Genomic DNA, 21,592 nt, shown 5'->3' on the forward strand with positions numbered 1-21,592 from the left:
CTACTATAACAAGCTTCAAATAATTTAGTTTGAAGTTGGAGACTAATCCATAAATAAAATAACAATGGCTCCCAAAAATCCTTATACAGGCTATCGTGATCAGCTTGCAACTTTGAATGAAACTGGAAAACGCAGATGGGTTTACGCACAAAAACCGAAAGGAAAATTATACAATTATAGGAATATTGTTAGTTATACCTTACTATTCTTATTGTTTGCAATTCCTTTTGTGAAAATAAATGGAGAGCCTTTTATTCTGCTGAATATTCTGGAACGAAAATTCATTTTATTTGGCGTTCAATTCTGGCCTCAGGATTTTCATCTTTTTCTCTATTCCATGATCACTCTTTTTGTGTTTGTGGTACTATTTACGGTTAGTTACGGACGTATTTGGTGCGGTTGGGCTTGTCCGCAAACTATATTTTTAGAATTTATTTTTCGGAAAATTGAATATTTAATTGAAGGAAATCCAAGCCAACAACGAAAACTGGATTCTCAGGCGATGAATTTCACTAAATTCTGGAAAAAGAGCTTGAAACTAATCCTTTTTTACGCGATTTGTTTTTCCATAACGAACGCTTTCTTATCCTACATTATTGGCATTGACCAATTATTGGAGATTATGAAGGCTCCCATTTCGGAACACAGTGTTGGTTTTACAATTGCCGTGTTATTTTCAAGTGTCATGTTCTTTGTATTTACTAAATTACGAGAACAGGTTTGCACCATGATTTGTCCTTACGGAAGATTGCAAGGGGTACTTTTAGATTCTAATTCGATTGTAGTTGCTTACGACTATAAACGAGGAGAAGAAAGAGCACCCTTGGAAGCTGGTGAAGATCGACTTGCCGATGGTAAAGGAGATTGCATAGACTGTTATCAATGTGTTGATGTTTGTCCGACAGGAATTGATGTTCGTGATGGTACTCAGTTGGAGTGCATCAATTGTACTGCATGTATCGATGAATGTAATTCGGTAATGGAATGGATCGGGAAACCAAAGGGATTAATTCGTTTCGATTCGGAAAAAAATATCGCCGAAGGCAAAAAACAAAAATGGCCAACGCGAAAAATTGCCTACACAGTAGTTCTTTGCGTTCTATTAGGAATTGTGGCAGTACTTTTTAGCTCGAGAAGCGATTTAGAAGCCATTATATTACGTACTCCCGGCCTACTATATCAACCACAAGAGGGTGGAATTAGTAATATGTACAGTTTTAAACTTGTAAACAAAACTGCTAATGAGCTTCCTATTCATTTTAAAATTATGAATCACGAAGGTGATATTAAAGTGATTGGCGACGAATTAAAAGCAAAAGCAAGTTCGATAAAAGAAGGCGTATTTTTTGCAATTTTACCTCAAAAAGAAATCACAAGCGATAATATTCCAATAACCATTGGCGTATATGCCGATGATCGATTGATAGAAGAAGTAAAACTAACTTTTGTAGGACCAAACTAAAGTAAAAGTCACAAGCATAAAGTAAAAAAATAAAGATGAAAAAGATGAGCTGGGGGACAAAATTAGCAATTGGAGCATCGATATATGTTATCGGAATCCTAATTTTTGTTGGATTTAGCACCACACAAAAAATCAATTTAGTATCGAAAGATTACTACCCAAAAGAGGTAGAATATCAGCAACAAATTAATAAGCTTAAGAATGCAAAAGAATTGAAGGAGAACATTCAAATTATTCAAGAGAATGGAAAACTTCAAATTCAATTTCCTGCTAATATGCACAATCAGGTGAAAGGTGAAATTATTTTTTATCGTCCGGCGGATTATGAATCCGATATTAAAACAGACATTGAAATTGACGAAAACGGTTTGCAGGAACTAGATACCAAACAACTTTTAAAAGGAATGTACACCATTAAAATAGATTGGGAACACAATGGTATCGGATACTATAAAGAAGAAAGTGTTTATTTAAATAAATAAAATAGCTCTGCTCCTATCCCCTTCTCCTAAAGCAGAGGAAAAAGAAAGAGGCATAAAAATACAAAATCAATGGTATATCTATCAGCATTAGTATTAGGACTTATGGGCAGTTTTCACTGTGTGGGAATGTGTGGCCCAATTGCGTTGGCAATTCCCTTAAAAACAAGTTCGTGGTTGGCAAGAATTACGGGCGGACTAATCTACAATATTGGTAGAGCACTTACCTATGCCATGATGGGAGCCATATTTGGCTTACTTGGTCGTGGCTTGGTGATGAGTGGCTTTCAGCAATGGGTTTCGGTTATTATGGGTGCTATCATGATTTTATCCGTAATCACTCCCTCTATTTACAAGAATCGTTTCAACGCTGAAAAAGGCATCTTCTCTTTTGTAGGCAAAGTAAAACTCTCTCTCGGAAAATTATTTACTCAACGTAGCTATAGCTCCCTGTTTTTAATCGGACTGTTAAACGGATTGCTTCCCTGTGGCTTAGTTTATGTTGCAATTGCAGCTGCTATTGCTACCGGATCGGCTCCCGGAGGTGCACTTTTCATGTTCATTTTTGGCTTAGGAACTCTTCCTATGATGTTGGCCATTTCGCTTATTGGTAACTTAATCACTTTAGAATTAAGAAAGAAAATTACCCGTTTAATTCCTTATGCCATTGTATTTATTGGTATTCTGTTCGTGCTTCGTGGCTTGAGCCTAGGAATCCCCTTCCTTAGTCCGCCCGAAAAAGCAATGCACGTGCCAACCGAACAGGTAGATGTGACGAAACCTAAACCAGATTGCTGTCATTAAAACCCACCGGAATTCAAAAAGTAGTGCTCTAATTTAGCTAAATACAAACACCTTGTCAGACAAATTATTTTTATTGTTTCCAATCAGGATATCTTGTAACTTAAAGCAAGTCAAAGTTTAAACTTAAGATATTCGAACACTATGAAAAAAATCCTGAACAATTTGTTGACATTTTTCAACACTGGAGATGATGATAGCTTTTACTATGTGAGAATTGAACGTAACGACAAGTGTTACTGCAATAGCGGTAAAAAATACAAAGCATGTCATTACCCCGACCATCAGAAAAAGAGTAAACTTGCTGTTAAAAAAATTAGCGAAACAACCGGAGAGGAAAGTATAAAAATTATCAGTGTAAAACGACTTCGCAAAGAGTATTATCGAGTAAAATCGGATGTGCACTAAGGCATTAGATGTAAAGAAGCTTTTGGCTCCTATCGGTTTTCTCGGAATACCAAATTATCAGAGCCAAAAGCCTATTTATCTTTTTACAGCCTCTACCTGCTCCAAAGAAACCTGACCGTAATCGTTGCCCCAGGAATTTAGGATATAATTAAAGACCACTACGAGTTCCTTATCGGTTAAACCCGAAGCTGGCATTAAACTATTGTATTTAACCCCATTCACTTTAATGGGTTTATTACTCCCGAATTTTACCATTTTTAAGGACTCTTCAATATTTTTCTGCAGGTAATCGGAATTGGCCAATGGAGGATAAAATTTTTCGATTCCTCCGCCTGTTGTCATATGGCAATTCATACATTTAGATCGGTACAATTGAGCTCCTTTCTCCATATCACTCACCGATATTTCGGTACTCACTGGCTCTTTCTTTACCGTTTTCTTTTCAGATCCTCCGCAAGAGAGCATAAAAAAGGAAATTATTAGAAATATTACGTTCAGTCTACTCATGGTTCTTATTCTTTTTTAGATCTAGTAAAAATAGTAAACACACAGCATATTATCAAAATTATTCAGCAGTCTAAATAGCTAACTATCGCAAAAAAAGGCAATTAACCATAAGAACCAATCAAATATTTTTATATATTTATATAGATCAGAGTAATGATTATCACATAATTGCCCCATTTCTCTCCCTAACCCTTAAACTATGGAGGATCATTTATGAAAAAAAAACTAATCGTTTGTTTTCTGCTTATTCTGAATACAACTTTCCTATTTGGCCAAGATGCTAAAGATTTATATTACGACCTTGAAGTTGGCGTAATTGAACATTTGGATGACACAATCCCTCAAAACATACAACTTACCAATGAAGCTGGTGAATTGGTCTTTTTAAAAGATCAGATTGACAAGCCTACCGCAATTGTTTTTGTCTATTTCCGTTGCCCCGGAATTTGTAGCCCCCTAATGGATGGTTTGGCTGATGTAATTCAAAAAAGTGATTTGGAAATCGGAAAAGATTACCAAGTAATTACCATTAGTTTTGATCCTTCCGAAACCTACGATCTTGCAGTTAAAAAGAAAAATAACTACAAATCACTCATAAAAGGAAAAAATACTCAGGAAGGATGGAAATTCTTCACCGGCGATAGTTTAAACATTGCATTGGCCACAAAAGCAATGGGCTTTAGATACAAACGAGTAGGAAATGAATTTACTCATGCCGCTACGGTAATTGTAACTAGTCCTGAGGCCAAAATTACTCGCTACTTAAATGGCACCTACTTTTTACCATTTGAATTCAAACTGGCCATAATGGAAGCCTCTAAAGGTCAGACCGGACCAACGATCAACAAAATACTTCAATATTGTTACTCCTACGATCCCGTAGGACAAGCCTACGTATTAAATGTAACTAAGGTAACCGGCACCATTATATTAGTAATGGGACTGATCGTATTCCTGTTATTAATATTTAAGAAGCCTAGAAAGAAACCACAGTAACTAAACCACGAATTTCACAAATTTACACAAATCAGTAATCTAAAAATATGAACAAGAATAACTTCCTATATAAAAATGAATGTTTTAAGATCATTGGCTCTTGCATGACAGTTCATTCTGAACTAGGATTTGGTTTTTTAGAAGCAGTTTATCAAGAAGCTCTTGAATTAGAATTGCGATCAAATTCAATTCCTTATATAAGAGAATCCCAAATAGATATTTCCTACAAAGGAAATTTATTAAGCAAATATTATTTGGCCGATTTTTTATGTTTTGATGAAATTATTATAGAATTAAAAGCTGTAAAAACTCTAGAAGATATCCACGCCGCTCAAATATTAAACTATCTGAAGGCTACAAAGAAAAGAATTGGACTACTAATAAATTTTGGGACTAACAGTTTGCAATACAAACGTTTTATCCTTTAGTGGGATAAGGTTATTTGTGAAAATCCGTGAAATCTGTGGTTCTTATTAAGCTAAAAAATTAACACTATACTTATGTCTGATACCGTAATTCGAAACCATGAGCCAAATTACCTTGAATATCAGGGACGATACAAAGGGATATTTGCATGGATTTTCTCAACAGATCATAAAAGAATTGGTTTGTTGTATTTATATAGTATGCTGGTGCTTTTTAGTATCGCTGCTATTCTTGGGTTATTAATGAAAATAGAGTTAATTGCCCCGGGAAAAACCATTATGGATGCCCAAACTTACAACAGCTTTTTTACCCTTCACGGCATTACCATGATCTTTTTAATTGTAGTGCCAGGATTACCTGCTGTGTTTGGAAATTTCTTTCTCCCCTTAATGATTGGAGCCAAAGATGTGGCATTTCCGAAACTAAACCTTTTATCGTGGTGGATTTATATTTTAGGAGCCGCTGTTGCGCTTTCGGCTCAGTTTTTTGGCGATGGACCACCAGATACCGGATGGACTTTTTATGCTCCTTATAGTTTTAGAACCGGAACCAATATGCTTCCGGCAGTAACCGGAGCATTTATTCTAGGATTTTCATCCATTGCCACTGGCATCAACTTTATTGTAACCATGCATCGAATGAGAGCTCCAGGAATGACTTGGATGAAAATGCCTCTTTTCCCTTGGGCTTTATATGGCACCAGCTGGATTCAAGTATTGGCGACTCCAATTGTCGGGGTTACTCTTTTAATGATTGTTTTGGAACGAACCATGCAAATCGGATTTTTCGATCCTGCTTTGGGTGGCGATCCTATTTTATACCAGCATTTATTCTGGATCTACTCCCACCCCGCTGTTTATATCATGATTTTACCTGCTATGGGAGTAATTTCCGAAATTATTCCAACATTCGCCCGAAAAACCATATTTGGATACAAAGCAATTGTGGTATCGACACTTGCAATCGCATTTGTAGGCTACTTTGTTTGGGGACATCATATGTTTACATCCGGAATGAGTGGTACAGCCTTGTATACTTTTTCCATTCTCACCTTCCTGGTTGCTATTCCCAGCGCCATTAAAATATTCAATTGGGTAGCTACCCTTCATAAAGCATCCATCGATATTCAAACGCCATTTTTATGGGCTTTGTGCTTCCTTTTCGTTTTCATGATTGGAGGATTATCGGGAATGGTACTTGGAGCCTTATCGGCCAACGTTCATTTGCATGATACGGCATTTGTAGTTGCTCACTTTCACTTTATAGTTTTCGGTGGTACCGGATATGCCTTTTTTGGTGCTTTGCATTATTGGTATCCTAAAATGTTCGGAAGAATGTATGATAAAGGCTGGGCAAATATCGGCTTGGCGGTTTTCTTTACAGGTTTCAATACGCTTTATCTTCCCATGTTTTATTTAGGAATGATTGGTATGCCTCGTAGATATTACGATTATGTAGAAGAATTTCACGGTCCAAATATTGTATCCTCTTTTGGAGCTATGCTGATGATTGCCGGCTTGGTAATCATTATCACCAACTTAGTTCGCTCGGCTCGTAAAGGAGAAATTGCAGAAGCCGATCCATGGAAAGGAAAAACATTGGAATGGACCGTTGCCAGTCCTCCAACATTAGAAAATTTCGCCGAAATTCCAGTAGTAACCAAACTACCATACGACTATGAATAATTCCGCACACATTGATGAACACCGAGACGATGAAGGTGCCAAAACAGGCATGTGGATCTTCATATTTACGGAGCTGCTTCTTTTTGGAGGACTTTTTATTGTCTATTCTGTATACCGATACCTAAACCCTGCAGCCTTTCATTTGGCTGCCGAAGAGTTAGATACGTTTATTGGAACTGTGAACACTGTAATTCTGTTGGTTAGCAGTATGACTATTGCCATGTCGATTAGTGCCATACAATACAAAAACAAAAAACTCACCTTGCTGTTAATGGGCATTACCATTTTTTTAGCCCTTGTTTTTATGGTGAATAAGTATTTTGAATGGAGCGGAAAAATTGCACATGGAATTTATCCGGGAAGTCCCACACTGATGGAAGCCAGCCAAGGAGAAATTCTGTTTTTTGGTTTGTATTACGCAATGACTGGATTGCACGCATTGCACATTGTAATTGGTGTTGCATTTATTGCCTACGTAATGAGAATGGTAGTTAAAGACGAAGTTCAACACGACAATTTTACAATTCTAGAAAATAGCGGATTGTATTGGCACTTAGTCGATTTAATTTGGATTTTCCTTTTCCCACTATTCTACCTAATCACTTAATTGTACTGTTATGGAAAAAGAACAACATACGCACATTGTAAAATACAAAACATATGTAATCGTTTTGATCGCTTTGCTCTTTATGACCTTTGCTTCGGTAGCTATAACCAGTATCAATTTAGGACCATACACAGTTGCAGGCGCGTTACTGTTAGCAAGCATTAAGTGTGTTTTAGTATTGCTGATTTTTATGCATTTAAAATTCGATAATAAGTTCTATGGCATTATGGTAGCTAGTGTATTTATTCTACTTGCCAGTGTTATTTTCATTACGTTCTTAGATTATTTATACCGATAGCTTATGACTTCTACCACGATACCCGATGCTTCTAATTTTGTGAAAGGTGTAGATACCTCTTTCGAGGTGATATTGGGGATAATTTTCTTTTTCCTCATCGCCATCACAGCAACAATGATCTACTTTGTGTTTCGATATCGAAAAGAAAGAAATCCAAAAGCTACCCAAATCCACGGAAGTGTTCCGCTGGAAATTTTATGGACTGTGATTCCAACTATTCTGGTAATGGTAATGTTCTATTACGGTTGGATGGGCTACAAACCCATGAAAGAAGTGCCTGATGATGCGTTCGTAATTAAGAGCATTGGTAGAATGTGGAATTGGCAATTTGAATACGAGAATGGCAAAAAAACAGATACACTCTACGTTCCTTTAGATCGTGCGGTGAAATTAGATTTAGTGGCATTGGATGTACTGCATAGTTTATACATCCCTTCCTTTCGATTAAAACAGGATTTAGTTCCTGGAAAAGAACAAATGATGTGGTTTATTCCTGGCCGAGAGGGTGAATATGATTTGTTCTGTACAGAATATTGCGGACTACAGCACTCTTCCATGCAAACCTCGGTAATTGTTATGCCTCAAGACAAATTTGATGCTTGGTATATTGATACAACAAAAACAGTTACTCTTATTTCCGACAGACCGGGTGCTTTAGGATTACGCATTGTAAAGAAAAATGGTTGTCTGGCTTGCCATTCTATAGACGGATCGAAACTAGTAGGACCTAGTTGGAAGGGGTTATTTGGCAAAACCGAAATGGTTACCTCCAAAGGACAAACCCGCGAACAAATTGTGGATAGTGCCTATGTTCTAAACTCTATTTACAATCCTAATGATGATATCGTTGATGGTTACAGCAAAGGACTAATGCTTTCCTACAAAAATGAACTAACCGAGGACGATATAGGTGAAATAATAGAATTCATGAAGACTCTGAGAGATTAAAAACGAATTTTAAAGCATGAAAATATCCTCAAAATTAACAACGCTATTCGAATTGGGAAAAATTAAAATAGCAATCCCAATAGCAATTTCCTGCTTCACAGGATATTTGTTGTGTTCTCCTGAATTTTCGTTAGACATGGCTTATGTAGTGTTAGGCATTCTATTGATTGTTGCAGGAGCTTCTGCTTTAAATCATATTCAGGAGCACAAAAAAGATGCTTTAATGAATCGTACCAAGTTTCGACCTATTCCTTCGGGGAAAATAAGTATTTCGGAAGCTGTAAAATGGAGCGTATTCTTCTTACTTTCGGGTTGTGGCTTACTGGTTTTAGGAGGAAACTCGGAGAGTTTGTATTTGGCCATTTTCTCCATTTTTTGGTACAACTTGGTATATACTCCTTTAAAACAGGTTTCGGCATTTGCCGTGGTTCCGGGAGCATTGAGTGGTGCTTTTCCTCCGGTAATTGGTTACGTAGCTGCTGGCGGAGCTTTTCTTGATTGGCCAATATTAGCGCTTTCCTTTTTCTTTTTTATAGGACAAATACCGCATTTTTGGTTGCTATTACTCCTCTATGGTGAGGATTACAAAAAAGGTGGTTTTAAAGTCCTTACCGATGTGTTTAGCGTAAAACAAATTCATAACATTACACTAATTTGGATGCTGGCAACAATTATGGTTGCTTTACTGCTTCCCATATTTGATGTGCTCTCCTCAAAAATCCTAATTTGGTCCTTACTGGCCATGTCCTTATGGATTATTCCGAACAGTTTTATCCTTTTAAAGAACTACGATAGAATTACCATTCGAAAATTATTTTTACAATTAAATCTCTATTTCCTGATGATCATGATCCTAATTAGTATCGATCAACTTTATTTTTAAGCCGCTTTTAACAACTACTAAAGAATAATTTAAATCGCGATATTTATAATTATCCCATTTACACTTCAACTAAACCAAATTAACATGAAAAAAATTCTCTTCGTACTATTCGTAAGCGCTTGTTTTGTTTCCTGCCAATCGAATACAAAAAAAGCAGATGGCGATTCAAAAGCTGAATCAACACAAGTTGTTGAATATGAAAACATAGAACTTACCGTAAGCGGAATGACCTGCACGGGTTGCGAAAACACCATAAAAAATGGGTTAAAACAAATGGATGGAGTTGCAGAGGTAGAAGCTTCGCATACTAACAGTAAAGTAACAATTAAAGTAGTGAAAGATAAAGTGAAGCGCGAAGAAATTGCCAAGCAAATTGAGACTATTGGCTATACTGTTGAGGAGTAAAATGGATTGAACTGAACTACCTTACAAAACATCTTTGTTACTAAAGATGTTTTTTTTCTTTTACCCATTAAGTGAAAGTACTAAAACTTGAGTTTTTGCTCTATAACTATTTAGTGAAAGCATGAAAACTTGAGTTTTCACTCTATAACTATTTAGTGAAAGCCTGAAAACTTGAGTTTTCACCCCATGACTATTTAGTGAAAGCACGAAAACTTGAGTTTTCACTCTATAACTATTTAGTGAAAGCACGAAAACTTGAGTTTTCACTCTATAACTATTTAGTGAAAGCAAAAAATGATGTTTTGAAAACTCAATAAATACAAAAAACATCATCCTTGGAATAATTTAATTTCAGTGGACTAAAGCCAGACTGCAATAGATACAATAATAAATAGCTAGCCATATATCTATTAATTTGCACCTTCTATTTAAAGGACTTTCAATTTTTAGCCATGCTTAAAACCACTATATTTAAATCCGAATTGCTTTGTTCAATGGTTTATAAACATCTCACAGCTGGCGGTAGGCTATCGAAACGAACAATAATTTATTATCCACTAATAAAAACTAAATAATGAAGAATTTAGCATTAGTAATAATTAGTTGCATATTATTGTTAGGGTGCAAGCATTCCACTCAGTCTGTTAAGGAATCTTGGGTAGAAAAACCTTTTTCTTCATGGCCTGATTTTGCATTAAGTAATGAAATTAGTTTTGCTGATACAATCTATTCCGATCTTGCCAACTCATTTCTCGTAACTACTGAATTTGATACCATTGGCGTTTCGTGTAAACATTTATTTATTGTATTTGAGAAGCAACTTGGATTGAATAGTATTGATTTGGGTTATACATTTAATTATTGGAAGATGTACCCCAAAAATCAGAAAGAAAAAACGGTGAGCGTAAAACACCTCATAAATAAGAACCCAAACGAACAGATTGGTCAGTTTAACACGCTCAAAGTTCGTGATTGGATTATTTTTGAGTTAGAAGAACAGAATCGTCAATTGTATCCATTAAAAATTAGATATACACCAGTTGAAAACAACGAGATTGTTTATGCTGTTGGATGGGGAATGAACCAAAAAGATAATAGCAAGCCTGCTTTATTAAAATTGCAATGTTTCAAAAATTTAGGCGATTATTTCTATAGTAAACCACTAGGCACAGATACATATCCAGCAGGAAAAAGTGGTTCGCCCGTGATAGACAAAAATGGATATTTGGTTGGAATCGTTTCGGGGCAAGAAGGAAATATGGCAGTAATAGGTGGAATTCCCTCCTTAACTAAAGTATTTGACAAATATAATATTGAGTACAAGAATCCCCGCTAAGTTGCAATGTAATCGCTGGTTATTATCACGACCATATTTTCGTAGACAAAAAAGATTCAGACAAAGTAATTCGAGTTCTAAAGCTTCTATCTAAAAGTAGCTCCTAAAAACCAATGACTTAGAAAGTCTACGTATAGGGCAAGCTCTACTTTTGCTTTTGCAGATCCATTTTTATGTACTCAATAATTTTCCATCTGTCGGATTGTTTCACTTGAGCACCGTGAGCACCCATAACTCCAAAACCAACCGATATTACGTGAAAAATTTCGCCTCGAGGAGTTGCTTTCATTACATCGGTAACCAAACTTTTAGGTGGAAATGGGTATTTACCACTTGTAAATAAAAATCCCTGGCCATCGCCATTCTCTCCGTGACAATTAATGCAATAAATCTCGAAGAGCTCTTTTCCTCTTTTTACATCGTCGGAGCTCATTTCTACAGGACTAAAAATGTTTTCTCCTGCCCAAATTCTTTCTTCAGGAGTTTTTTCGAAATGATAGGGAATCATCTCCCGAGGAATAGTTCCCTCAGCTGGTAAGCGCAAACTCAATCCATCTTCGAAATTTGGATTCGCAGAATAAGGTTCAAAGGCACGCGATTCTGCCATATCTGGAAAATAAGAATAGCCCGGATGATTTCGATCTTTATCGCAAGATCCAAACACCAGTACAACTACCAACAAAACAATACAATATGAAATGATTTTTTGCATAACAATTTCTTTTTTTTGGTAAGGAATTAGGTCTCGTAATGAAAACTTTCTTCGAGTAAAGGATCATTTTTACTTAATAAAGGTGCTTTGGCCAAAGAAGAAAAAACGACGAATAAAAAACCGCCCAAATACAAGCATACAAATCCAATTTCGGTGAATCCAATTGTTGCAGATTTTCCGATTGTTCCGGGAATCACCAAAAGATATAAATTCAACCATTGTCCAATTAACACCACCACCGCCATAAGCGATAACCATTTTAAATTTCGTTTTGAATTCCGAGTCATTAATCCCAGAAATGGAAGAACGAAATTAAGCACCAAAATGGTGAAGAATAGAACGGTATGATCGTTTAAGCGTGGCGCAAAATAGGCTGTTTCTTCGGGAATATGACTGTACCAAATAAGTAGGTACTGGGAAAACCATAAATACATCCAAAAAATGCTGAATGCAAACAGGTATTTTCCCATATCATGAATGTGTTCTTTGTTAATAAATTCCAAATAGCCTTTCCACTTCAAAAAACTAATGAAAAGAATAATGGTAGCGATACCACTCACAAAAAGACCAATAAAAACAAACCATCCGTAAAGAGTACTATACCAATGCGCATCGATAGACATCAGCCAATCCCAGCTCATGGTAGAACTTGAAACTGCAAAAAAGACCATGAATAAAGCAGCCAATAACTTTCCCTTTTTATAATACTTTATATCGGTAGATAAATCCTGCTGTAGAGAATTTTTACGCAATAATCGGGTTAGCCAAATCCAAATTGCAAAATAGACAGCCATTCTAATAAAGAAAAATGGAACGTTTAAATAGGCTGCTTTTCCCTCTAGTATGGGATCGTACAATCCCTCGTGCGACCAATGATAAATATCGTGCATCCCAAAATACAAAAGAAACATTAAGATAGCGGCAATGGGAAGAAAGGAGGCCAAAGCTTCGGGAATACGTTGTAAAGCGGTATGCCAACCCGAATAGGCTATTTTGTGTAATGCCTGAAAAACACCTCCAAACAAAGCTATAAATAGAAAAAACAGGTTGTTAATCAAGAAATTTGTCCAAAATCTTTGACTATTAGGCGCTTCTAGTAAATAGCCCAACAGAAGCAATAGAATTCCGAGTCCTCCTATTACAAATAACGAAATTTGAGTTTTCCGGGTAAAAGTATAATTATTGTCCATCACCATATGGTTTATGTGGTTTACGATTCAATCTCCTTAACTTGTATGTTCAGTGCCTCTTCTTTTTCCAAAATACTTTTCACTATTGCATCCTGATTTCCGGCCTCATCCAAATCTACTATAATCACAAAACGATCGTTGGTACTTCTTTCATCATGAATTATATTATTCGCACCAGGACCAAGTTTCGAGCGAATAAAAAATGCAATTGCCATTCCAAATGCGGCGAATAAAACCGTTAATTCAAAAGTGATTGGAATAAATGAAGGAATGGAAAAATGAGGTTTTCCACCAATAAACAAAGGATAATCGACCGTGAAAGCCCAGGTTTGAAAACCAAAAGCTATGGCCAAACCAATTGCTCCGCAAATAAAAGCTACCGTTGGCAAATTGGATCGTTTGTACCCCAAGGCGGTATCCAATCCATGAACCGGAAAAGGCGTCAATACATCCTGAATGGATACATCTTTAGCTCTCAATTCCTTGGTAGCACGAAGAAGATTCTCCTCATCTTCAAAATAAGCTGAAATATATCTTTTCATCTGTTTATAATTTTAAGTTTTTGCCACATAGCCTGTCCCGAATTTATCGGGAGAACTCGCCAAATAGTCATTCTCGTGTGTGTAGAAAGCTTTATATATGGACGTTTCATGATTATTCGTTTTTATCCCTGTTTGCAAGTTTCTCTCCTGAATTCTTCATTACTGTCTTTACCTCGGCAATTGCGATTACCGGAAATACCCGAATAAACAAGAGGAAACAAGTGAAAAATAAACCTAAGGTTCCGATAAATATTCCCACCTCTACAATAGTAGGTTCGTACATCGACCAGCTGGAAGGCAAGTAATCGCGATGCAAAGAGGTAACGATGATTACAAATCGTTCGAACCACATTCCAATGTTGATGAAAATGGAAAGTACAAAAGTAAATGCCAGATTTCTTCTCAACTTTTTGAACCAAAGCAATTGTGGAGAGATCACATTACATGTCATCATGATAGCATACGCCCACCAATACGGTCCGGTTGCCCGATTTAAAAAAGCATACTGCTCGTATTCAACACCCGAATACCAAGCAATAAACAATTCGGTGATATAGGCAATACCAACAATAGAACCAGTTGCGATAATAATTTTATTCATCGACTCTACATGCCCAACCGTAATATAGCTTTCCAGATTTAATACTTTTCGGGTAATAATTAACAAGGTTAGCACCATCGCAAAACCTGAAAATATGGCTCCGGAAACAAAATAGGGCGGAAATATGGTGGTGTGCCAACCTGGAATTACCGATGTTGCAAAATCGGAACTTACAATACTATGAACCGATAATACAAGTGGAGCGGCTAATCCTGCCAATATTAAACTCATGGTTTCATGTCTGCTCCAATGTCTGGCAGATCCGGTCCATCCGAAACTTAGAAATCCGTAAATGGCTTTTTTAAATTTTGATTTTACTTTATCGCGAATGGTTCCTATATCAGGAATTAAACCAACGTACCAAAATAAAAGAGAAACACTAAAATAGGTGCTAATTGCAAATACATCCCACAAAAGCGGCGAGTTAAAATTTACCCAAAGACCACGCGTATTTGGATACGGAAACACAAAGAAACCCAGTAAGGGTCGTCCCATATGAATCAATGGGAACAATCCGGCACACATCACCGCGAAAAGAGTCATTGCCTCGGCCGAACGATTGATACTCGTTCTCCATTTTTGCCGAAACAGCAATAAAATAGCCGAAATAAATGTACCCGCATGACCAATACCTACCCACCATACAAAATTGGTAATTCCCCAACCCCATCCGATGGTTTTATTCAATCCCCAGGTTCCAATTCCCTGCCAAATGGTCCATCCCATCATGGCTAAGCCAAGAAACAATGCTGATAGCGTAATAGTTATTCCAGCGTACCAAGCCTTCCCTGCTTTTCCCTCTATTGGAGCAGAAATCTCATCAGTAATCTGTTTATACGTTTTTTTTCCCGTGATTAATGGTTCACGAATTGGCGACACATACATAAGCGTGGTTTTATGAATTGTTCGTTTTTGTATTTCTAATCTTTGTGAGATAACTTACCGATGGCAGTGTATGAATCTCTTCCAACAAATGGTAATTTCTCTTGCTCAAAGTTTCTTTAGCAATCTGACTGTCTTTATCATTCAGATCGCCGAATATAATGGCACCAGAAGGGCAAGCTTGCTGACAAGCGGTTTTAATTTCGCCGTCGCGAAGCTTTCGACCATCTATTTTCGCATTCAATTTTCCTTCCTGAATTCGCTGTACGCACATGGAACATTTCTCAATCACTCCTTTCGCCCGAACAGTAACATCTGGATTTAAAACCATTCGTTTTAAATCAATGGTCATCTCGGCAACATCGTGCAAATTATTTGGAATAGAATCTGCTTTGGTATAATCGAACCAATTGAAACGACGCACTTTATACGGACAGTTATTGCCGCAATAACGTGTTCCAATACATCGATTATAGGCCATTTGATTCAAACCTTCGCTGCTGTGTGTAGTGGCCGCTACCGGACAAACATTCTCGCAAGGTGCATTATCGCAATGCTGACACATTACCGGCTGAAAGGTTACGCTTGGATTAAAATCGGTCCCCGAAAAATACCGGTCGATACGAATCCATGCCATTTCGTGCGCACGAATCACCTCTTTTTTACCTACTACCGGAACATTATTTTCTGCCTGACAGGCAATAGAACAGGCTCCACAACCAACACAAGAATTCAAATCGACCACTAATCCCCAATGATGATTTGGGAAATTTGGTTTCTTATAAATACCCGCATTTTCGTAGGCATGATTCGCTTCATTTCCAGCCGCCGGATCGTTTAAATAGTCTCCCAATGAAGCTTCTCGAACAATTGCTCTTCCCTCCATAGAATGATGAGTTTGAGTCATTGCCAATTCGTACTTCTCTTCGGTTTTGCTGATTTCAATCCCCGTTGAAAAATCAACACGACAATTATTTTTTAATCGAGATAGTTTGGAAACATTAACACCCACATTTTTACCAACCACCCCACAATTAGTTCTTCCATAACCTAAAGCAACAGCTACCGTATTGTAAGCTTGTCCGGGTAAAACATAAACTGGCAATTTTACTCCAGAATTCAACGCTACAAGGTCACCAGTCTCCAAGTCCATTTCTTCGGCTTGTTTTGGCGAAACGGTCAGGTAATTGTCCCAACAAATTTTCGTTACCGGATCAGGAAGTTCCTGAATCCAAGGATTGTTTGCCATTTTTCCATCGCCCATGGCAACACTTTCGTATACCTGAAGTTCAAAACCAGAAGATTTTGGCGTATTTGCAATAGTATCAATCAATTCACCAAGGCCATTCAATTTAAATTTGGTATCGAAAACTGATTTAGTTTGGGCTTCAAAGACTCCTTGTTGCAAACTATTGTTCCAAAAACTGGTGAAATTTGGATAGCTTGTTTGAAGCGGATACAATTCCTCTTCCCAATGTTTTTTAATGAATTGCAAATAGTCGGTTTCCTGACCCGACCATGCTAATAAACTAGTTTGAAATTGTCGGGTATCAAATAAAGGCCGAATTCCTGGTTGCATTAAACTGTACCTACTGGTTTTAGGTTCTAAATCGTTCCAACTTTCGATAAAATGATTATCTGGAGCAATATATTTAAACAAAGTACTTGTTTCATTTGGAGCCATATCCAAGGATACCGAAAATGACAACTTTTTAATTGCCCTGCCAAAATCTTCTCCTTTAAAATAATCGTAAACCGGATTAACCCCATAAGAAATTAGGGCTTTTGTTTTACCAGTAGTTAAATCGGAAAGTAGTTGCTCCATATCCGAATCGATTGCTTGCTTGGTCAGTATTTGCTTATCAATTCGCAAGCTTGTTCCATAATTTTCTAATTCGTAATTAATCGCATTAATTAAGATCTGTAGGTTTACATCATTTTCACCGGCTACAACTAAAGATTTCCCTCTATTTTCCCAAAGATTTTTAGCCAATTCCCGAATATCGTCAGAAGCAACCGAAATAGAATAGGATTCAATCCCTTTTAATTTTAAAATTTCATTGTACAATTGAGCAACCAACATGGCTTGCTCGGAAGGTTTCACAGGAATTCGATAATCGGCATTACTTCCGGTTAAGGACATGCGCGACTCGAACTGAATGTGCCGTGACATGCTCGTGTTTCCATCGCTCAACTTCCGCTTTTTGGTGTACTGACGAATGTGTTCCACCGGCATCAGCCAGTTGCCTAAAAAATCGGCATCGAAACTCACAATTAAATCTGCATAATCGAAGCGGTAATCGCAAATTCCTGCTTTCCCAAAACACAGTTCGTTCGCTTTAATACATGCTGTGGCAGATCGATTATCGTATTGTACCCAATTAACATTGGGAAAACTTATTAAAAAGGAATTAATAACTGCTTTTGTGCTAGGACTGTATATTGTAGGCGTTAGCAAAACCGCAGACTCGTTATTTTCTTTTAAGTGATTTAATTGCTGAAGAATGTCTTGATCCAACTCCTCCCACGAAATTTTTTGCTCGTCTTTCGACGGATTTTTATAGCGACTGGTATCGTATAATTCTAAAATGGAAGCTTGAACTCTTGCACTAGTTCCGCCATAAGTAACTGAGGATAAATCGTTCCCCTCTATTTTTATAGGTCGACCTTCGCGCGTTTTAATTAAAATGCTACAATATTCACTTCCATTTACATAGGATGATGCATAATAGTTTGCTTTTCCTGGAGTGATTTCTTCGGGTTTAATTAAATAGGGAATAGCCTTTTGAACCGAATTCTCGCAACTTGCCAAAACAGTACCAATAGCAAGGCTATATCCACAAAGCTTTAAAAAATCGCGACGGTTCGATTGCGTTTTTTCATTCCCATTATCGAATATATCGAGTATTTGTTCCAGATTTCCTTTCGGCAAACTTTGCTTCTCGGGGGTATCTGATCCATTTTTACGTTCGGCAAGACTCTTCCAATGTTTCTTCATAGATAAAAGGTTATCAATAGGTACAACGTAATGCAATCGGGTAAAAATCGGCTTTCACCATTCTAATAATGGCATCGGGCACATTCCCTTCCTCCAATATCGGTAACTCGAACAGTATCTTTCAGCCCAGTTGCCAATTCTTCCTGTAAGTTTTTAAATCCGCTGGAATAGTATCCGTTAGCTTGAAAATCAACGGCAGTTTTATCATGACAATCCAAACACCAGCCCATCGATAAATCTTCCACCTGTTTAATTACATGCATTTCCTCTACAAGGCCATGACATTCCTGGCATTCTCTTTTTCCTACATTGGCATGCTGGGCGTGACTAAAGAAAACATGATCGGGCAACTGATGAATTCGAACCCATTCCACCGAGGTATTATTTTCTATTGCTGCATGTATTTTATTGATTTCAAATCTTCCTGAATTAGTTCCTTCCCGCACAATTACATGACAATTCATACATAAATTTACATGCGGAATTCCAGCCGATTTACTTTCGTCAGCAGTTGTATGGCAATACCTACAATCAATTTTATTATCGGTAGCATGAATTTTATGCGAAAACTTAATGGGTTGTGCTGGTTGATAATTCTGCTTGCGACCTAAAGCCATTGCTCCATCGGCAAGCATATTTATCTGATAGCCAAAGGCGAATGCAAAAATTAATATGGGAATGAGTTTGTACTTAATTTTCTTGGTGAAAACTAAATCGATTAAAGCCATGGTAATTAGTACGCCAAAAAAAACGAACACTAATATATTGTTGATTTTCGGCTTTGTAGTATAAATTGTTTCTTGCTTTAACTGAGAAAGATAGGCTTTAATATAACCTAGCTCCTCATCGGAATAGGAATATCCCACGTGCGATGCTTCCATCTTTTTCCCTAATGGATCCATCAATACAGCTTTGAATTCTGCTATTGATTTATCGGCAAAAGTTTTTGAAATATCTGTTGCGGAAGGATTCCAGTTCAGCGTATCGATATAGTCAATATTGTGGCACGACACACAGGCTGTAAGATCTGTTTTAATTCTGGTTAGGCCTTTAAACAAGCGCTCGCCTCTTTTCTCAGAATTTAAAAAATAGTTGAAATGATGATCTTCTGTTTCAGCAATATGCGAGCTATCTGCTTCAATTGCAAGAAGCGCAGGAGGACAAATAAACAGAAAAAGTATAATCAGGGCATAAAAAAATCCGTAGGGTTTACTCATAGAATTAGGTATTTAGTACAGATTAAGGTTATATATATCGCCTATAATGAAAATACAAATCAAAATACGAAACCTTATCTTCCCAATTTAATACTATCTATCCCTACAATCCTTAAGGCAGTCGAGCTAACTTTTTTTCGTAACTTCCTCGCTCTCTACCAAATATAATAATTTAAACCAAGAAATCATATTCATTCACATAATGAAATATAAATGGAAGTAAGAATAGTTACAGACTCACTTATCTTTTATTACTGTTTTCTAAGGATAGCTGATTATTAAAAAAAAAGTGGCAAAGATGTAATTCAGAAATAAATTTGAAAAGAATAAATGTTGCAGATTTTTTTTTGAGAAAAAGCTTAAACTTAAGCTCTTAGGTCGTTTAGAAGATGATTATGCAATCAAAAACACCTAAATAAACTTTAATAGGTGAAAAATATCACATTGATTGATTTACATCTGTATTTTTCATAAATTCGTTTTTCATTAACAATAAAACTTAAAATTATTATTACTACAGAATTCCCATTATAGGTAATAAACCATGTCTGAAAAATTAAATCAACTGCAACAGTTCGTGCAAACAGCCGCCGACACTGCTTGGAGAGCAAACCAAAACAATTCTCAATATGACCCAAACCCTACTGGATTTGGACAAAATCTTGAATTCACCTTACAAGCAAGAAGCGGTGAGCTAGCTAGGCTTTTAAACCAAATAGCAGAAGAAGAACTCGACAAAGAAAATCATGCTCAAGACTCTATCAATTTTACCAAATTCGTGAAAATCTCTAATCATAAATTTAATCACAAGGAGGTATTTGTAGGCGATAAATGGGTGCTGGTTCCTAATGATGCCAACATCCGTTTCGATGCAAGAACAGATAGTTATGCAGGTACTGTTCAGGCTTCCTTCAATGTAACAATTAGTCACAATGGCGATACTGCTACTTATACCTCGAGTGAAACTTACCAGCAATACCAAGGCAACAAACCATTAGTAGACAACGAACAACTTTTGGTTAAAGGTGAAAACCTAAGACTAAATGATGAAGAACTGGATTGGATGCAATTGGGAGAACAAACATACGGGATAACCGACAAAGGGGTTAATAACCTTAGCAATTTAAATAGTTGCTTAGGCCTGGCCTCTAAACCTACTACACGAAGATATGCTTACAAACTGTCAAAAATTGCCCCTAAATTAGGAAAATCAGGAAAAATATTTCAGGGAGTACAAAAACTTTCAAAAAACACAAAATTCTTAGGTCCTTTAGGTAATACTTTAACAGCAGGCACAATCGGATATGAAGTTCTTACAGACACTTGGGATGCGCATACTGCTGTGAACGGCTGTATATTAGGAGTAAGTATTATTGCAGTTTCTGTTGGTTCAGCACCTATTGTTGTAGGCATTGCAATTTATGGCCTACTTGATCTTATTTTTGATATCAGTGGAGGAATTGATGACCTCATGGGCAGAGAGTCTGGTTTATGGAATAATCAAGCAATAGAAAGCTATCCTACAGAACTGTCACCTCTATTTAATGAAGTCCGAATTGACAATACATATGTAGCTCCACAATTTATGAAACCTCTAAATTTTAAAGACTGATGATGAAAATTCTATTTAAACCATTACTCGCCGCCAATTATTGCGCTGCCAAATGGATCGTTAATAAAAATTTACCCAAACGAGTAATTCCTACTGCTCTTCATACCTTTACAACTCCTTTTGCTTTTATATCTGCAGGCTTATATTTTGTCTTTATTGGATCTATTAATTACAAGTTTAATTCATACAGTCCAATTTTCATTGGGTTAGCAATTGTAATGCTTAGTGTTTCCCTTTACATAGAAAAAAAAGCAAAAAATTCTATTGAAAGATGGGGGATTAAAAAAGAATACAAAAACTTAAATAAAGCTCAACGCCAAAATAGAAACACTTTGGCATTTCTGTTTTTCTGGGGAAATTTTGCTTTATTTTTCTATTTAACTATTAAGTTCACAGAAGGATATTTAGTAAAATAATGAAATTTCTATTTAAATATTTGTTATCCGCAAACTACAGTTTTGCCAAAAGATGGGTGAATGAAAAAATGCCACAATAAATAATACCTGCAACATTACATATTTTCACGACTCCATTTGCATTTATATCCGCAGGCTTATACCTCATTATAGGCCTAATTGATTATAAGTTTAAAGCTTT

Annotated in this window: 22 protein-coding genes; 15 read left to right on the forward strand and 7 right to left on the reverse strand. The window is 36.6% G+C overall.

Going from position 1 to position 21,592, the window contains the following annotated elements:
• Positions 1-64: 64 nt before the first annotated feature.
• The 4 genes from ccoG to BZG02_RS01880 all read left to right on the forward strand — a co-directional run bounded on the left by ccoG (position 65) and on the right by BZG02_RS01880 (position 3,150).
• Entirely contained in the window at positions 65-1,462 is a 1,398-nt protein-coding gene (gene ccoG, locus BZG02_RS01865) for a cytochrome c oxidase accessory protein CcoG (RefSeq protein WP_101259706.1), read from the forward strand.
• 35 nt (positions 1,463-1,497) lie between these two features.
• Positions 1,498-1,944, forward strand: coding sequence for a FixH family protein (locus BZG02_RS01870; protein ID WP_101259707.1), 447 nt, complete (start codon positions 1,498-1,500; stop codon positions 1,942-1,944).
• A 69-nt stretch (positions 1,945-2,013) separates the two neighbouring features.
• The gene (locus tag BZG02_RS01875) at positions 2,014-2,745 is read left to right on the forward strand and encodes a sulfite exporter TauE/SafE family protein (RefSeq protein ID WP_101259708.1); all 732 of its coding nucleotides are present in this window, start codon (positions 2,014-2,016) and stop codon (positions 2,743-2,745) included.
• Between the two features lie 141 nt (positions 2,746-2,886).
• Positions 2,887-3,150: an SEC-C metal-binding domain-containing protein gene (locus tag BZG02_RS01880; protein ID WP_101259709.1), complete on the forward strand. Its 264-nt coding sequence runs from the start codon at positions 2,887-2,889 to the stop codon at positions 3,148-3,150.
• Between the two features lie 75 nt (positions 3,151-3,225).
• On the opposite strand, the gene BZG02_RS01885 is transcribed toward BZG02_RS01880, so the two are convergent.
• Positions 3,226-3,657 (reverse strand): c-type cytochrome, encoded by a 432-nt coding sequence (locus BZG02_RS01885; protein ID WP_101259710.1) that lies wholly within the window; start codon positions 3,655-3,657, stop codon positions 3,226-3,228.
• 213 nt (positions 3,658-3,870) lie between these two features.
• Here BZG02_RS01885 and BZG02_RS01890 point away from each other — a divergent pair, with 213 nt between their 5' ends.
• From BZG02_RS01890 to BZG02_RS01935, 9 genes are all read left to right on the forward strand, one after another.
• Complete coding sequence (locus tag BZG02_RS01890) at positions 3,871-4,653, forward strand: SCO family protein (protein ID WP_101259711.1); 783 nt, start codon at positions 3,871-3,873, stop codon at positions 4,651-4,653.
• A gap of 47 nt (positions 4,654-4,700) precedes the next feature.
• Positions 4,701-5,081, forward strand: coding sequence for a GxxExxY protein (locus BZG02_RS01895; protein ID WP_101259712.1), 381 nt, complete (start codon positions 4,701-4,703; stop codon positions 5,079-5,081).
• Positions 5,082-5,153: 72 nt separating this feature from the next.
• The gene (locus BZG02_RS01900; RefSeq protein WP_101259713.1) at positions 5,154-6,764 is read left to right on the forward strand and encodes a cytochrome c oxidase subunit I; all 1,611 of its coding nucleotides are present in this window, start codon (positions 5,154-5,156) and stop codon (positions 6,762-6,764) included.
• Positions 6,757-7,371, forward strand: a complete 615-nt coding sequence (locus BZG02_RS01905) for a cytochrome c oxidase subunit 3 family protein (RefSeq protein WP_101259714.1) — start codon at positions 6,757-6,759, stop codon at positions 7,369-7,371. Before BZG02_RS01900 ends, BZG02_RS01905 begins: the two co-directional genes overlap by 8 nt.
• 10 nt (positions 7,372-7,381) lie before the next feature.
• Positions 7,382-7,669, forward strand: coding sequence for a cytochrome C oxidase subunit IV family protein (locus tag BZG02_RS01910; RefSeq protein ID WP_101259715.1), 288 nt, complete (start codon positions 7,382-7,384; stop codon positions 7,667-7,669).
• Between the two features lie 3 nt (positions 7,670-7,672).
• Positions 7,673-8,617: a cytochrome c oxidase subunit II gene (gene coxB, locus BZG02_RS01915; RefSeq protein WP_101259716.1), complete on the forward strand. Its 945-nt coding sequence runs from the start codon at positions 7,673-7,675 to the stop codon at positions 8,615-8,617.
• A gap of 16 nt (positions 8,618-8,633) precedes the next feature.
• Positions 8,634-9,500 (forward strand): protoheme IX farnesyltransferase, encoded by an 867-nt coding sequence (locus BZG02_RS01920; RefSeq protein ID WP_101259717.1) that lies wholly within the window; start codon positions 8,634-8,636, stop codon positions 9,498-9,500.
• An 84-nt stretch (positions 9,501-9,584) separates the two neighbouring features.
• Entirely contained in the window at positions 9,585-9,905 is a 321-nt protein-coding gene (locus BZG02_RS01925; RefSeq protein ID WP_101259718.1) for a cation transporter, read from the forward strand.
• 574 nt (positions 9,906-10,479) lie between these two features.
• On the forward strand, positions 10,480-11,241 hold the full coding sequence (locus BZG02_RS01935) for a trypsin-like peptidase domain-containing protein (protein WP_101259720.1): 762 nt from the start codon (positions 10,480-10,482) through the stop codon (positions 11,239-11,241).
• Between the two features lie 145 nt (positions 11,242-11,386).
• On the opposite strand, the gene BZG02_RS01945 is transcribed toward BZG02_RS01935, so the two are convergent.
• The 6 genes from BZG02_RS01945 to BZG02_RS01970 all read right to left on the reverse strand — a co-directional run bounded on the left by BZG02_RS01945 (position 11,387) and on the right by BZG02_RS01970 (position 19,383).
• Positions 11,387-11,953, reverse strand: a complete 567-nt coding sequence (locus BZG02_RS01945; RefSeq protein WP_101259721.1) for a c-type cytochrome — start codon at positions 11,951-11,953, stop codon at positions 11,387-11,389.
• A gap of 26 nt (positions 11,954-11,979) precedes the next feature.
• A complete protein-coding gene (locus tag BZG02_RS01950) occupies positions 11,980-13,143 on the reverse strand; it encodes a quinol:cytochrome C oxidoreductase (RefSeq protein ID WP_101259722.1) in 1,164 nt (387 codons plus the stop codon).
• 20 nt (positions 13,144-13,163) lie between these two features.
• Positions 13,164-13,685, reverse strand: coding sequence for a DUF3341 domain-containing protein (locus BZG02_RS01955; protein WP_101259723.1), 522 nt, complete (start codon positions 13,683-13,685; stop codon positions 13,164-13,166).
• 112 nt (positions 13,686-13,797) lie between these two features.
• Entirely contained in the window at positions 13,798-15,171 is a 1,374-nt protein-coding gene (gene nrfD, locus BZG02_RS01960; RefSeq protein WP_101259724.1) for an NrfD/PsrC family molybdoenzyme membrane anchor subunit, read from the reverse strand.
• 10 nt (positions 15,172-15,181) lie between these two features.
• The gene (locus BZG02_RS01965; RefSeq protein WP_101259725.1) at positions 15,182-18,166 is read right to left on the reverse strand and encodes a Fe-S-cluster-containing hydrogenase; all 2,985 of its coding nucleotides are present in this window, start codon (positions 18,164-18,166) and stop codon (positions 15,182-15,184) included.
• 62 nt (positions 18,167-18,228) lie between these two features.
• On the reverse strand, positions 18,229-19,383 hold the full coding sequence (locus tag BZG02_RS01970) for a cytochrome c3 family protein (RefSeq protein WP_101259726.1): 1,155 nt from the start codon (positions 19,381-19,383) through the stop codon (positions 18,229-18,231).
• 544 nt (positions 19,384-19,927) lie between these two features.
• Here BZG02_RS01970 and BZG02_RS01975 point away from each other — a divergent pair.
• Entirely contained in the window at positions 19,928-20,995 is a 1,068-nt protein-coding gene (locus BZG02_RS01975; RefSeq protein WP_101259727.1) for a hypothetical protein, read from the forward strand.
• On the forward strand, positions 20,995-21,411 hold the full coding sequence (locus tag BZG02_RS01980; RefSeq protein WP_101259728.1) for a hypothetical protein: 417 nt from the start codon (positions 20,995-20,997) through the stop codon (positions 21,409-21,411). Before BZG02_RS01975 ends, BZG02_RS01980 begins: the two co-directional genes overlap by 1 nt.
• Positions 21,412-21,592: the final 181 nt, after the last annotated feature.

This window comes from Labilibaculum filiforme (genome assembly GCF_002843315.1).
In the GTDB taxonomy this organism is placed as follows: domain Bacteria; phylum Bacteroidota; class Bacteroidia; order Bacteroidales; family Marinifilaceae; genus Labilibaculum; species Labilibaculum filiforme.